10 protein-coding genes and 4 pseudogenes are annotated in these 14,149 nt (G+C 63.2%); 3 read left to right on the top strand and 11 right to left on the bottom strand.

Translation table 11 applies throughout. The annotated features are described in order from the left end of the window. A pseudogene (locus G3436_RS16695) lies at positions 1 to 1,180 on the bottom strand (phosphoenolpyruvate carboxylase); the annotation flags it as partial. Between the two features lie 150 nt (positions 1,181 to 1,330). Here G3436_RS16695 and G3436_RS16700 point away from each other — a divergent pair. From G3436_RS16700 to lptF, 3 genes are all read left to right on the top strand, one after another. Further along, the gene (locus tag G3436_RS16700; RefSeq protein ID WP_163947070.1) at positions 1,331 to 1,675 is read left to right on the top strand and encodes a pilin assembly protein; all 345 of its coding nucleotides are present in this window, start codon (positions 1,331 to 1,333) and stop codon (positions 1,673 to 1,675) included. Positions 1,676 to 2,095: 420 nt separating this feature from the next. After that, positions 2,096 to 2,509, top strand: coding sequence for a DUF4398 domain-containing protein (locus G3436_RS16705; protein WP_163947073.1), 414 nt, complete (start codon positions 2,096 to 2,098; stop codon positions 2,507 to 2,509). Between the two features lie 53 nt (positions 2,510 to 2,562). After that, positions 2,563 to 3,351 carry a lipotoxin F family OmpA-related lipoprotein LptF gene (lptF, locus tag G3436_RS16710; protein WP_163947076.1) on the top strand — a complete coding sequence of 263 codons (789 nt, stop codon included), beginning with the start codon at positions 2,563 to 2,565 and terminating at the stop codon, positions 3,349 to 3,351. A gap of 212 nt (positions 3,352 to 3,563) precedes the next feature. On the opposite strand, the gene G3436_RS16715 is transcribed toward lptF, so the two are convergent. From G3436_RS16715 to G3436_RS16760, 10 genes and pseudogenes are all read right to left on the bottom strand, one after another. Then, positions 3,564 to 3,893 carry a PA3694 family proteiin gene (locus tag G3436_RS16715; protein WP_163947079.1) on the bottom strand — a complete coding sequence of 110 codons (330 nt, stop codon included), beginning with the start codon at positions 3,891 to 3,893 and terminating at the stop codon, positions 3,564 to 3,566. Next, positions 3,890 to 4,806 (bottom strand): annotated as a pseudogene (locus G3436_RS16720) (alpha/beta hydrolase). The gene G3436_RS16715 and the pseudogene G3436_RS16720 overlap by 4 nt, the downstream one beginning before the upstream one ends. Then, a pseudogene (locus G3436_RS16725) lies at positions 4,778 to 6,054 on the bottom strand (flavohemoglobin expression-modulating QEGLA motif protein). Before G3436_RS16725 ends, G3436_RS16720 begins: the two co-directional pseudogenes overlap by 29 nt. 24 nt (positions 6,055 to 6,078) lie before the next feature. Further along, positions 6,079 to 6,624: a hypothetical protein gene (locus tag G3436_RS16730; RefSeq protein ID WP_163947081.1), complete on the bottom strand. Its 546-nt coding sequence runs from the start codon at positions 6,622 to 6,624 to the stop codon at positions 6,079 to 6,081. A gap of 27 nt (positions 6,625 to 6,651) precedes the next feature. Beyond that, positions 6,652 to 7,356, bottom strand: a complete 705-nt coding sequence (locus G3436_RS16735) for a TetR/AcrR family transcriptional regulator (RefSeq protein WP_163947084.1) — start codon at positions 7,354 to 7,356, stop codon at positions 6,652 to 6,654. Positions 7,357 to 7,457: 101 nt separating this feature from the next. Further along, on the bottom strand, positions 7,458 to 8,960 hold the full coding sequence (lysS, locus tag G3436_RS16740; RefSeq protein ID WP_163947087.1) for a lysine--tRNA ligase: 1,503 nt from the start codon (positions 8,958 to 8,960) through the stop codon (positions 7,458 to 7,460). A gap of 72 nt (positions 8,961 to 9,032) precedes the next feature. After that, positions 9,033 to 10,128 (bottom strand): peptide chain release factor 2 gene (gene prfB / locus G3436_RS16745; protein ID WP_163947090.1). Its coding sequence is split into 2 segments (ribosomal slippage): positions 9,033 to 10,055 and positions 10,057 to 10,128, totalling 1,095 coding nucleotides; the frame shifts between segments, so codons are not numbered across the junction. A gap of 131 nt (positions 10,129 to 10,259) precedes the next feature. Further along, positions 10,260 to 11,264 carry a response regulator gene (locus G3436_RS16750; protein ID WP_163947092.1) on the bottom strand — a complete coding sequence of 335 codons (1,005 nt, stop codon included), beginning with the start codon at positions 11,262 to 11,264 and terminating at the stop codon, positions 10,260 to 10,262. A 51-nt stretch (positions 11,265 to 11,315) separates the two neighbouring features. Next, entirely contained in the window at positions 11,316 to 12,329 is a 1,014-nt protein-coding gene (gene cheB, locus G3436_RS16755; RefSeq protein WP_163947095.1) for a chemotaxis response regulator protein-glutamate methylesterase, read from the bottom strand. Continuing rightward, a pseudogene (locus G3436_RS16760) lies at positions 12,326 to 14,149 on the bottom strand (response regulator); the annotation flags it as partial. The pseudogene G3436_RS16760 and the gene cheB, both read right to left, overlap by 4 nt.

The raw sequence follows: 14,149 nt of genomic DNA on the forward strand, positions 1-14,149 counted from the left end.
GTCCTGGCGCACGTCCAGCGTACCAGAAACAGCCCGAATGTGACTGCGCGGCGCAGACAATCGAGCAACGGGCCGTCGGCGATCACCCCCATGCCACAGGCGTGCAGCGATTCGAAACACAGCAGCAGCGGCTCGAACAGGTCGTGGTTGTCGTGCAGCACCTCGGCGGGTGCGGGCTGCGGGCTGGCCAGCGCGCTGTGGGCCCAGGCGCGGGTGACCCGCAGGCGCTCGCGCAGTTGCTTGAGCAGCGCGCGGTACGGCTCGGCCGAATCGCCGACCTTGGCGCGCAGCGCCTCGCTGGCCTGCTGCATCGACAGCTCCGCGGCCAGTGCATCGATATCGCGCAGAAACAGGTCGGCGGCCATCCAGCGGGCCAGCAGCAGCACTTCGCGGGTGACCTTGGCGGTGACATTCGGGTTGCCGTCGCGGTCACCGCCCATCCATGACGCGAAGCGGATCGGCGCCGCCTCCAGCGGCAGGCGCAGGCCGGTGGCGTGGTGCAGGGCCTTGTCGACCTTGCGCAGGTGATGCGGGATGGCGTGCCACAGCGAGTGTTCGATCACCGCGAAGCCCCATTTGGCCTCGTCCACTGGCGTGGGCCGGTGCGGCGGATTTCCTCGGTGTGCCAGGCTTCGGCAATCAGCCGTTGCAGGCGCTCGCGGACCTGCTCGCGTTCCGCCGGGGTCAGGTCACGGTGGTCCTGGGCGGCCAGCTGTGCGGCGATGGCATCGTACTTCTGGATCAGCGTGCGGCGCGCGACTTCGGTGGGGTGGGCGGTGAGCACCAGCTCGATGCTCAGCTTGCCGAGCTGACGCGCCAGTGCGTCGTTGCTGTGCCCGGCAGCTTGCAGGCGGGCCAGCAGCTCGGGCAGTACGCGCGCCTCGAAGGGCGCGGGCTGGTCGGCGTCGCGGCGACGGATCAGTTGATACTGCTCGGCGATATTGGCCAGGTTGAGAAACTGGTTGAAGGCCCGGGCCACGGGCAGCAGTTCGTCTTCGGCGAGGTCGTCGAGGGTCGAACTCAACTGTTCGGCGCTGCCGCTGCGGTCGGCCTTGGCGCTGCGGCGGATGTCCTCGATCTTTTGCAGGAAGGCTTCGCCGTACTGCTCGCGTACGGTATCGCCCAACAACTCGCCCAACAGATGAACATCTTCACGCAAGCGCACATCGATATCGGTCATCAGCCTTGTCTCCAGACCTTGGGAAAACAGTTCTGGGGTCAGAGTGCCCCACTCGCGGGCGTGCTTTCAAGCCGGAGCCGGTGGCAGCAACCGAAACTGTCTGCAGTGGCTACGCTCTAAACAGGCACATGCGCAATTGAAGAGGCCACCATGAAGATCCGTGATCTTGCCGAGCATTGGGAACACAGCGCCAAGGGACGATTGAGCGCGACAGGTTACGTGCTGCACCTGGATGTGGAGGCGGCGGCGCGCTTGTCGGCGCTGGCGGAAATGTACCCCAAGCGGCGGCCTGAGGAGCTGCTGGGCGAGTTGCTGGGTGCGGCGCTGGAAGAGCTGGAGGCGAGTTTCCCGTATGTGAAGGGTCAGAAAGTCATCGCGACGGATGAGGAGGACAATCCGCTGTATGAGGATATTGGGCCTACGCCGCGGTTTCTGGCGTTGTCACGGCGGTATTTGCGGGACATGAGCGAACGCAAGGATGGGTCGACGCATTGAGACAGGAGCCTCATGGCGCCCCTCAATTTGATGCCAAGCCATCAAGGCTGACAACGCCAATGCCACAGATCATGGCACATTTTTTGCCAAGAAACATGGCCTGACAGGTCGGAGTTGTCAGCCTTGTACGTTCGCTTCAGCACTCTTCCCGACACTGCAACAACACCACGCATCACCCCATCTACACACGCCCACGTACCCCGCCAACACCCCAAAGTTCCACAAAAAACCACTGACCGATCAGTCAGGTAAAAATCTGAAAAACCACCGATTTATTTCTGAACTATTCAAAAAACGCTTCGGTCACAGCCAGTAGCCATCATGGCAAAACCCTTCAGCACCGGGCTTATCGTGTTCCCTAACCTGACGGGCTGCGTCGATGGACTGTTACGGAATTCGTTGTTCATCAGGAGTGATCCAATGGAGTTGACCACCATGAAGACCCGCACCGAAAAAACCTCTTTCAATCACCTGCGCGGGCTCAAGCTGGCTGCGCTGGCATTGGGCAGCAGCCTGGTCCTGGCCGGCTGCGCCGGCAACCCGCCAACCGAGCAGTACGCCGTGAGCCAGTCCGCCGTGAATTCGGCCGTCAGCGCCGGCGGCACCGAGTTCTCCGCCGTGGAAATGAAGTCGGCCCAGGACAAGCTCAAACAGGCCGAAATTGCCATGCACGACAAGAAATTCGACGACGCCAGGCGCCTGGCCGAACAGGCCGAATGGGACGCCCGTGTGGCCGAACGCAAAGCCCAGGCGGCCAAGGCCGAAAAAGCTCTGCAGGACGCCAATCAGGGCGTGCAGGACCTGCTTGAGGAAGGCATGCGCAGCGCGCAGTAAGCCGCTCGCCACACCGACCCGTGCATTCGTAATCGATCAAAGGATGAACCATTATGCGTAAACACGTGATGATCCCCGCCCTTCTGGCCCTGAGCGTTGGCCTGGCTGCCTGCTCCACGCCGCCGAACGCCAACCTGGAATCTGCCCGGACCAATTTTTCTGCCCTGCAGAGCAACCCGCAAGCCAGCAAGGTTGCCGCCCTTGAAACCAAGGACGCACAGGACTGGCTGAACAAGGCCGACCAGGCCTACATGAACAAGGAAGACGAGAAGAAGGTCGACCAGCTCGCCTACCTGACCAACCAGCGCGTCGAGGTGGCCAAGCAGACCATCGCCCTGCGTGATGCCGAAGGCAACCTGAAGAACGCTGCCGCCAAGCGTGCCCAGGCCCGCCTGGACGCCCGCGACGCCCAGATCAAGCAACTGCAGGACAGCCTCAACGCCAAGCAGACCGAACGCGGCACCCTGGTGACCTTCGGCGATGTGCTGTTCGACTTCGACAAGGCCACGCTGAAAAGCAGCGCCCTGCCGAACATCACCACCCTGGCGCGCTTCCTCCAGGAAAACCCTGATCGCAAAGTGATCGTCGAGGGTTACACCGACAGCAAGGGCACCGCCAACTACAACCAGTCGCTGTCGGAACGCCGTGCAGGCGCCGTGCGTACCGCGCTGGTGCGTGCCGGTGTCGACCCAGCACGTATCGTGGCGCAGGGCTACGGCAAGGAGTTCCCGGTGGCAGACAACACCAGCAACTCGGGCCGGGCGCAGAACCGTCGGGTGGAAGTGACCATTTCCAACGACAACCAGCCCGTGGCGCCTCGCTCGGTGAGCGCGACCTACTGATCGGCTGAGCGGATACGAAAAGTCCCGCCATGATGGCGGGATTTTTTTATCTGGACTGCGCCGTAAGGCACCTTGAACAAGGCGAGTCTGAAAAGAAATTCGACCGCCTGAGGCCGCCGCTCAGACCCCGTGTCGTTTGAGCCGCAGCCTCGCCAACCGGGCCGGTTCCTGCTGGCAAACGGTACAGGAGCCGACCTTGGCGCCGTATCAACTCACTGCTGAACCTGCTGCGGCGTCTCCTGCCCCATGCAGCGCACCGCCTGCTTGCGGTTGTCCACCAGCACGCCGGTCAATCCTTTCTGTTCGGTGTCGAACAGCACCAGCACGCCATCGATGCATTGCGCCACCTGCGCCGCCGGCTTGAGCGAGATCTTGTAGTCCTCGCCGGGCACCGTCTTGAGCATGGTGAAATCCGACAGCAGCAACGCATCCTGCGGCTTGGCAAAATGCAGGTAGCCGTAGTACCACAGCACGCCCACCGTACCAATAATGCTGCAGATGCCGGTAATGATCAGCGGGATGGCGTTGCGTTCTTCACTCATTGCGACTTCTCGTCAGGGTAATTGGGGACTTCGGCCAAACGCCGCAGCCCGTTGAAATGCGTGGGATCATCCAGAAAGCGCAGCATCACCTGGCGCCAGGTCTTGTCGGCAAACGTCTGCACATGGCCGCCACGTGTCAGCTGCAGCACCCGTGGCGCGGCGCCGCCTGGTACAGGGCCAGCCCGTTGGTCAAGGGCACGATCGGGTCGTCGATGCTGTGGAAAAACAGCTTGGGCGGCGTGCTCAACTGGCCAATCGAATGGATCGCACTGTCGCCATCGGGCACCAGCCACGACAACGGCACCTGGAACGGCCAGGTAAGCCACGAGGTACTCAAGGCGAATTGCCCCACCTTGCGGTAACTGGCCGGTACGCCGTCGAACACCATCGCCGAAAAACGCTCACGCTGCGCCGGGTGCTGCGCCAGGTAGTGGATGCCCATCGCGCCACCCAGGCTCTGCCCCAGCAGTACCAGCGGCCTGCCCTGCACCTCTGGCGCCTGCTGCAACCAGCCCAGCGCCGCCTCGATGTCCTGATACACCGCCGGCAAGCTGGGCTCGCCTGCGGACAAGCCGTAACCACGGTAATCGAGCAGCAGCACCTGGTAGCCCTGCTCGGGCAGCCACCAACTGCCCCCCAGGTGCCAGGCCAGGTTGCCACCGTTGCCGTGCAGGTGCAGCACCGTGCCCTTGACCGCTACTCCGTCCTTGGCTGGCAACCACCAACCGTGCAGACGTGTACCGTCTGCAGCCGTCAGGCTCACGTCGCGGTACGGCAACTGGGCTTTCTCGGGCGTGAACGGCTGGCCGGGCTCGGGGTAGAACAGCAGCGCGCTGCAACCACCCAGCCCCAGCAGCAGGGTCATCAGGGCCAGCCGGCAGCACCTAGAGAATGTTCGAGTAGTCGGCTTCAATCCGGTCCAGGCTCAGGTGGTTGAGGAAGTTGGAGAAACACATCCACGCCGACAGCGCATTGAGGTCGCGGAACTGCTCTGGCAAATACTTGGGTGGTTCCACCAGGCCTTCATCGACCAGCTGGCGCAAGGTACGCATGTCTTCCAGGGTGGTCTTGCCGCAGAACAGCAGCGGTATCTGTTCGAGCTTGCCCTTGCGCACGGCCAACTGAATATAGTTGTAAACCATGATGAAGCCCTTGAGGTAGGACAAGTCTTTGGTGAAAGGCAGGCCATTGGGCACCGACCCGCGGAACACCCGACTGGCATTGCCATAGCTCTCGGCCATCTCGAAACCCTGGGCGCGGAAAAACTCGTAGACCTGCATGAAGTCGGCGCCCTCCTCGACCATGTGGATGGCGCGGGTACGGTTGGTGAGCTTGCGCAAGCGGCTCGGGTAGGAGGCAAACGCGATCACTTCCATCAGGATCGCCAGGCCCTCCTGGGTCACCGTGGACGACGGCGGCCCCTTGGCCAGGAAGGTGCAGATCGGCTGGTTGAGACCGTTGAGGGTGGTGCCCACATGCACCAGCCCTTCGTGCACTTCGAGCGCGCGTACATCGCGACTGTTGAACATCGCATCGGCGCGGATCTTGATGTAGTCGGCGCCAGCCGCCGCATCGGCCACGATACCATCGGACTCGAACACCCGGATGGTGCCCTCGGCCTCGCCGAACACCTTGTTCAGGCGCCCCTGCAACAGATCGACAGCCTGCTTGGCGGTGAGGTTCTTGGGCTCGTCCTTGAGGTCGCCGCGCCCATCGATGTTGTTCAGGTAATCCGAAAGCATTAAACCCAGGTCGCCAGGGTCGGGTCACCAGCATGGAACGCATCCGAAGCCGCGCCATAGAGTTCCTGGGAAATCAGGCCGAAATCCTCGGTACCGCGCGCTTCGAGCATGCGCACCACCATGCGGTATTCCTTGCACATGCGCCGCATGATCTGCCCGACCGGGTTGAACTGGCCAAGCTGGCGGGTGATGTCGCGCTCGATGTTCTGGAACTCCAGCTTGACTGCGCTGGAGTCGAAGGCCAGCGGCCGCCCCTGATAGTAGGCGCGGTCCACCGCCGGCGGCTCCTTGCCCTTGGCCTTGAGGAAGCCCTGACGGATGTTGTCGTCCCACTTCACTGCGTCAAGCACGCGAATGGGCGTTTGCGCCAGCACAATGCGATCAGACAGGGTACGTATCGTCTGCTGGTAATCGTCCACCCGAAACTCCTTGTGTTGACCCGCTTACTTGCCGGCCCGCTGAAAACGTGCAACTTCGATGAACAGATCGGAATTGGCCGGATCGTCCAGGTAAGCCAGTACCCGCGCTGGCGGGCTGTCGATCAGGATACCTTCGCCGTTTTCTTCCGGCACCTCGACAGTGCGCCCGCTCAGTTCCTTTTTCTCCAGGGCCTGGCTGACCTGCTCGACGTCCAGGTTGTAGACCACCAGTTCCTGGTTATCGAGCACTTCGAAACCGCCGATCAGGAAGTTGCCGCCCAGGCGCTTGGGCACGCCAGCCGAGAGGTACCAGCGGTTGCCATGGCGCGACACGGTAAAGGCGTACTCCTGGCGCGGCTTGCCCTTGGCCGTGGCCACCGCCTTGTAGGCGTTGCCGCCGGCGCGGCTGATCCGCAGGTTCAGCGGCTCGCCCCAGGCGTCCTTGCTGGTCCATTTGCCAAGCAACGCCTTGGGCGCCGCCTGGTTGGCCGGGATCGGCTCGTTGAACGTCACCAGGCAACCACCCAACAGCACAAACGACAGGGCCAACAGCACACGCCAGGCTTTCATCCGGTACTCCTTGAATTAGGTAGAGCCTCAGGCCGATGCCAGCACCAGATGCAAATATCGGGTAAGGATAGCGAGCATCTGCGCTTCGGCCTGGGGTTGTGCAGCCTCCAGCAGGCCCTGATATTCCATCTGCTCGATGATGGCCGTCAACACTATGGCATCTTGCTGCGGCTGGCGCGAACCCACCACCTGCAACAGCTGGCAGGTACCGCGCAGCAGAATCTGCTCATGCAGGCGCACCAGCTCGGCCAGGCGCGGGCACAACAAGGCCTCCTGGCGAAAGGCCTGCTCGGCCATCAGGAAGTCGCGGCGGTTGTTCAGTTGGCGCTGCACGTACTCGCTGCCCATCTTTGCCACTTCGTCGGCCAGTTGCGCGCGTGCTGCCGGGCTGCCATCGCCGCGCGCAATCAACTCGTGCAAGACCACCTCGGTGTTCTGCCACAGCTTGGCCATGTACGCGGCGCTGCGCTCGACGTACTGGGCGAAGGTGTCGGTGAGCAGGTCTTCGATGTCCTTGAAGTAGTAGGTGGTGGCCGACAGCGGTACCTGCGCCTCGGCCGCCACCGCGCGGTGACGTACGCCACGCACGCCGTCGCGCACGATGATGCGCATGGCCGCATCGAGGATCTGCTGGCGTCGTTGTTCGCTGCCCTGGCGGCTGGCCTTGCGCCCCTGGTACTGGACGCTTTCTGCCACCGCTGTGGCAACGCCAGCAGCACCTTGTTGAGCCATTGCGGGAGTCACTACGCGTTTACCTCTCTGATTACTGTCTGATCGATCAGCTTATTACGGGCATGAAAAAGCCGCCCCTAGAGGCGGCTTGTTCAGTTCACTCAGGCCTGCGGGCGCATGTGCGGGAACAGGATCACATCACGGATCGACGGCGAGTTGGTCAGCAGCATCACCAGGCGGTCGATACCGATGCCTTCACCGGCGGTCGGCGGCATGCCGTACTCCAGCGCACGCACGAAGTCGGCGTCGTAGTGCATGGCCTCGTCGTCACCGGCGTCCTTGTCGGCCACCTGCGCCATGAAGCGCTCGGCCTGGTCTTCGGCATCGTTGAGCTCGGAGTAGGCGTTGGCGATTTCACGGCCGCCGATGAACAGCTCGAAGCGGTCGGTGACGTTCGGGTTCTCGTCGTTGCGGCGCGCCAGTGGCGACACTTCGAACGGGTATTGGGTGATGAAGTGCGGCTGCTCCAGCTTGTGCTCGACCAGCTCTTCGAAAATCATCACCTGCAGCTTGCCCAGGCCTTCGAAGCCAAGCACCTTGGCACCGGCTTGCTTGGCAATGGCACGGGCCTTGTCGAGGTCGTTGAGGTCGTCGGCAGTCAGCTCGGGGTTGTACTTGAGGATCGAGTCGAATACCGACAGGCGCACGAACGGCTCGCCGAAATGGAACACCTTGTCGCCGTACGGCACGTCGGTGCTGCCCAGCACCAGCTGCGCCAGCTCGCGGAACAGCTCTTCGGTGAGGTCCATGTTGTCTTCGTAGTCGGCGTAGGCCTGGTAGAACTCGAGCATGGTGAACTCAGGGTTGTGCCGGGTCGAAACACCTTCGTTACGGAAGTTGCGGTTGATCTCGAAGACCTTCTCGAAACCGCCGACCACCAGGCGCTTGAGGTACAGCTCAGGCGCGATACGCAGGAACATCGGCATGTCCAGCGCGTTGTGGTGGGTTTCGAACGGCTTGGCCGCCGCGCCGCCCGGGATGGTCTGCAGCATCGGCGTCTCGACTTCGAGGAAGTCGCGCTTGATCAGGAAATTGCGGATGTGGTTGATCACCTGCGAGCGCACACGGAAGGTGTCACGCACTTCTTCGTTGACCATCAGGTCGACGTAGCGCTGGCGATAACGCTGTTCGGTGTCGGTCAGGCCGTGGTGCTTGTCCGGCAGCGGACGCAGCGACTTGGTCAGCAGGCGCACGCTGGTCATCTCGACATACAGGTCGCCCTTGCCGGAACGCGCCAGGGTGCCTTCGGCGGCAATGATGTCGCCCAGGTCCCAGGTCTTGACCGCGGCCAGGGTTTCTTCGGGCAGGGTCTTGCGGTTGACGTAGACCTGGATACGCCCGGTCATGTCCTGGATCACCATGAACGAGCCACGGTTGAGCATGATGCGACCGGCAACCTTGACCGGGATCGCTGCAGCTTCCAGCTCTTCCTTGGTCTTGTCGACATACTGTTTCTGCAGGTCGTTGCAGTAGCTGTCACGGCGGAAGTCGTTGGGGAAGGCCTGACCCTTGGCGCGCTCGGCGGCAAGCTTTTCCTTGCGCAGGGCGATCAGGGTGTTTTCTTCCTGTTGCAGGTCTTGCGATTCGGTTTTGAGGTCGCTCATGTCGTCACATTTTCCATCAGGGAATTCATTGCCCTCGCCCGCAGGCGAGGGTCTTTTCAGCAGGTGTGAAGCTTACAACCCCTGCTTGAGGCTGGCTTCGAGGTATTGGTCGATGTCGCCGTCGAGTACCTTGTTGCAGTCGCTGCGTTCAACGCCGGTTCGCAGGTCCTTGATGCGCGAGTCATCAAGCACGTAGGAGCGGATCTGGTGACCCCAGCCGATGTCCGACTTGGTGTCTTCCAGCGCCTGCGAGGCCGCGTTGCGCTTCTGCATCTCCAGCTCGTACAACTTGGCCCGCAGCATTTTCATGGCGGTGTCCTTGTTGGCGTGCTGGGAACGTTCGTTCTGGCAGGCCACCACGGTGTTGGTCGGTACGTGGGTGATACGTACGGCCGAGTCGGTGGTGTTCACGTGCTGACCACCGGCACCGGAGGAGCGGTAGGTGTCGATACGCAGGTCCGACGGGTTGATCTCGATCTCGACCTTGTCGTCGATCTCGGGGGACACGAACACCGCCGAGAACGAGGTGTGGCGACGGGCGCCGGAGTCGAACGGACTCTTGCGCACCAGGCGGTGCACGCCGATCTCGGTACGCAACCAGCCGAAGGCGTACTCGCCCTTGATGTGCACGGTGGCGCCTTTGATGCCGGCAACTTCACCTTCGGACAGCTCGATGATGGTGGCGTCGAAACCGCGCTTGTCAGCCCAGCGCAGGTACATGCGCAGCAGGATGTTGGCCCAGTCCTGGGCTTCGGTGCCGCCGGAGCCGGCCTGGATGTCCAGGTAGGCGTTGTTCGGGTCCATTTCGCCGCTGAACATGCGACGGAATTCGAGCTTGGCCAGGTTCTCGTCGAGACGACCGAGTTCGGCGACCACGTCATCGACCGCCTCTTCGTCGTTTTCTTCGACGGCCATGTCGAGCAGGTCGCGGCAATCGCCCAGGCCGCCGGACAGTTCGTCCAGGGTCTCGACGATCTGCGCCAGGGCGGCACGCTCGCGGCCCAGCTCCTGGGCATATTCAGGCTTGTTCCAGACCGCAGGGTCTTCGAGTTCGCGGTTGACTTCGATCAGGCGCTCATGCTTTTGATCGTAGTCAAAGATACCCCCGAATAGATTCAGAACGCTCGGTCAGGTCCTTGATGGTATTCAGGATCGGTTGGATTTCCATGGGCGGGCGGCTCTCGTGCGTATTCTGTGAAAAGCCGGAGAGTATAAACGAGTCTGGGGTTGCGCGGCAGCCCGTCGGGCGGCCTTTGGAACGTGGGGCCCTTTCGCTGGCAAGCCAGCGAAGGGGCCCGCTCAGGCCACCCCGACCTGATTGCGCCCGCCATTCTTGGCCTGGTACAGACCCTTGTCTGCCGCCGAGATCAACTGTCGGCAATGGCTGCCGATGGCCGGCGTATGGGTCGCCAGGCCGATGCTGATGGTCAGCACACTGCCTTGCTGAGGCATGTTGTGCGCAATCTTCAGGCCGGCCACGGTCTGGCGCAGCTTCTCGGCCACCAGCCGCGCACCGCCCGGTGAAGTGCTGGGCAGTACCAGCGCGAACTCCTCGCCACCATACCGCGCGGGCAAATCACTCGGGCGGCTGCACGAGCCGCGAATCGCCTCGGCCACCTGGCGCAACGCCTCGTCTCCGGCCAGGTGACCAAAGGAGTCATTGAATGCCTTGAAGTAGTCCACATCGATCATCAGCAGCGACAACTGCGACTGGTCGCGCATCGCCCGACGCCACTCCAGCTCCAGGTACTCATCGAAGTGACGACGGTTGGACAGCCCGGTCAGGCCATCGGAGTTCATCAGCCGCTGCAGCACCAGGTTGGTGTCGAGCAACTGCTGCTGGCTCACCCGCAGCGCCCGGTAGGCCTCGTCGCGCTGCAGCAGGGTGAGGTAGGAGCGCGAGTGATAGAGGATGCGCGCCACCAGTTCGATGTTGTCGGGCAGCTTGACCAGGTAATCGTTGGCCCCGGCGGCGAACGCCGCACTCTTGACCAGCGGGTCTTCCTTGGTCGACAGCACGATGATCGGGATGTCCTGGGTCTCGGGGTTGCTGCGGTACTCGCGCACCAGGCTCAGGCCATCGAGCCCGGGCATGATCAGGTCCTGCAGGATCACCGTCGGCTTGATTCGGATCGCCTGGGCTACCGCCTGGTGCGGGTCGGCGCAGAAATGAAAATCGATATTGGACTGGTCGGCCAGGCCACGACGCACGGCCTCGCCGATCATTGCCTGATCGTCGACCAGCAGTACCATCGCCGAGTTTTCATTGGCGGTCGCAAAACCGTCGAGCGATAAATCATCCATGCGCTTTCACCTGGTAGCTGGCGGCCAATCGGCGTGGCCCGGTACACATCATCATTTCGAAAAAATCTCCTTCAGGCGCGGCGCAATGCGCTCCAGCGCATGTATCTCGACGGCGGCATCAATTGCCGCAGCCGCCTTGGGCATGCCGTACACCGCACTGCTGTGCTGATCCTGGGCGATGGTCAGAAATCCCTGTTCACGCATCAGCTTGAGGCCCTGCGCGCCATCGCGGCCCATACCGGTGAGCAGCACGCCCACCGCGTCGCCGCTCCAGAAGCGCGCCACGCTCTCGAAAAACACATCGATGGACGGCCGATAGATCTCGTTGACCGGCTCGGCGGTGTACGCCAGCGTGCCGTCCTTCATCAAACGGATATGGTGGTTGGTGCCGGCCAGCAACACCTGCCCGGCCTGGGGTGGCTCACCTTCGCGGGCCAGGCGCACGGGAAGCCCGGACGCACTGCTGAGCCAATCGGCCATGCCGGCGGCGAACACCTGGTCGACGTGCTGAACCAGTACGATGGCAGCGGCAAAATTGCCGGGCAGGCCCTTGAGCAATACCTCCAGCGCCGCCGGGCCACCCGCCGAAGAACCGATCGCCACCAGGCGCTGACGTTGCACGGCCTGGCGCAATGGCGCCGCCACGGGGCGCACGCGACTGCTGCTCTGCTGGCCGATCAGCCAACTGATATTGAGGATCTTGCGCAGCAGTGGTGCCGCCGCCTCGCGCGGGTCGCCGGCACCCACTGCCGGGGTGTCGACCACATCCAGCGCGCCATGGCCCATGGCTTCGAACACACGGTGCACGTTCTGCTGGCGATCGACGGTGACAATGACGATGGCGCACGGGGTTTCGGCCATGATCCGGCGCGTGGCCTCGACGCCATCCATCACCGGCATGATCAGGTCCATGAGGATCAGGTCGGGCGTGCGCTCGGCACAACGCTGCACCGCCTCGTTGCCATTGGCGGCCACCCAGACCACTTCGTGCGCCGGCTCGAAAGCCAGCGCCCGACGCAAGGCCTCAACGGCCATCGGCATGTCGTTGACGATCGCGATTTTCATCCCTGGGCTCCCCCGATCAGCTCGACCACTGCATCCAGCAAGGCATCATCATGAAAGCTGGCCTTGGCCAAATAGTAGTCGGCTCCGGCGTCCAGTCCACGTCGACGGTCTTCTTCGCGGTCCTTGTACGACACCACCATGACCGGTAGAGACTGTAGCCGGTTATCACGGCGCAGCAGGGTAACCAGCTCGATACCGTCCATGCGTGGCATGTCGATATCGGTGATCAGCAGGTCGAAGTCGTCGCTGCGCAAGGCGTTCCAGCCATCCATGCCATCCACGGCGACGGCCACTTCGTAGCCGCGATTGCTCAGCAGCTTGCGTTGCAGCTCGCGCACGGTCAACGAGTCGTCCACCACCAGCACGCGCTTGCGCACCGCCTCGCGCGCTGCGCGCTGGCCACGTTCGATGCGCTCCAGGCGCCCGGTGCTGAGCAGCTTCTCGACCGAGCGCAGCAGGTCTTCAACATCCACGATCAATACCACCGAGCCGTCGTCGAGCAGTGCCCCGGCGGAAATGTCCTGCACCTTGCCCAGGCGTGCGTCCAGTGGCATCACCACCAGCACGCGCTCGCCGACCAGGCGCTCGACCGCCACGCCATACAACGTATCGCGCTCGCGGATGACCACCACCTTGATGTTTGGCGCATCGGCCTGGCTGGCAGGGCGATTGAGCAACTGGGTGGCTGCGACCAGGCCGATATGCCGGCCTTCGTGCCAGAAATGCTGGCGCCCCTCGATCTGCACGATGGCCTCTGCCGGCAACTCCAGGGTGCGTTCGATGTGGGCGAGCGGAAAGGCATAGGCTTCGCCACCGACCTCCACCACCAGGCTGCGCACCACCGACAGCGTCAGCGGCACCTCCAGATGAAAACAGCTGCCCTGCCCGCTGCCCTGGCTGACCTCGATAAAGCCGCGCAGTTGACGCACCATGTGCTGCACCGCATCGAGCCCCACACCCCGCCCCGACACCTCGGTAACTTTGTCGCGCAGGCTGAAGCCGGGCAGGAACAGAAACGTCAGCAGCTCGTCTTCGCTCATCTGCGCCACGGTTTCGGCCGGTGACAACTGGCGTTCGACAATACTGCGACGCAGCCGCGCCAGGTCCACACCCGCGCCGTCGTCGCTCAGTTCCAGCACCAGCAGCCCGGCCTGGTGCGAGGCACGCAGACGAATCAGCCCCTCGGCCGGCTTGCCGGCGAGCAGGCGTTGCTCTGGCAGCTCGATGCCATGGTCGACAGCGTTGCGCAGCAGGTGCGTCAACGGCGCTTCGAGCTTTTCCAGCACGTCGCGGTCGACCTGGGTCTTGTCGCCTTCGATCTCCAGGCGCACCTGCTTGCCCAGCGAGCGGCCCAGGTCACGCACCATGCGGCTCTGCCCGGTCAGCACATCGGCAAACGGCCGCATGCGGCAGGCCAGCGCCGTGTCGTAGAGCAGTTGCGCGCGCTGGCTGGCCTGCCAGCCGAACTCGTCGAGGTCGGCAGCCTGCTGCTGCAGCATCTCGCGGGTTTCGCCCAGCAGACGCTGGCTTGCGCCAGCGCGTCCAGCACCTCGGGGCGCTGGCCACCGCTGTCGAGCTCGGCCTTGAGCGTGTCAAGGGCACGAATGCTCTGCCCATGCATGCGCTTGAGGCGTTGCAACGTGGCCAGGTAAGGCTTGAGGCGCTGGGTTTCGACCAGCGACTTGCTGGACAGGTCGAGCAGGCTGTTGAGGCGCTCTGCGGTCACCCGCAGCACCCGTTCGCCGCCTTCGCGACGCTTGCCCCGGGGCGCCGGTTCGGCCGGCAATTCGGGCTCGGGCTCGGTTTCAGCCGCTGCCACT

This window comes from Pseudomonas brassicae, from assembly GCF_010671725.1.
Classification (GTDB): Bacteria; Pseudomonadota; Gammaproteobacteria; order Pseudomonadales; family Pseudomonadaceae; genus Aquipseudomonas; species Aquipseudomonas brassicae.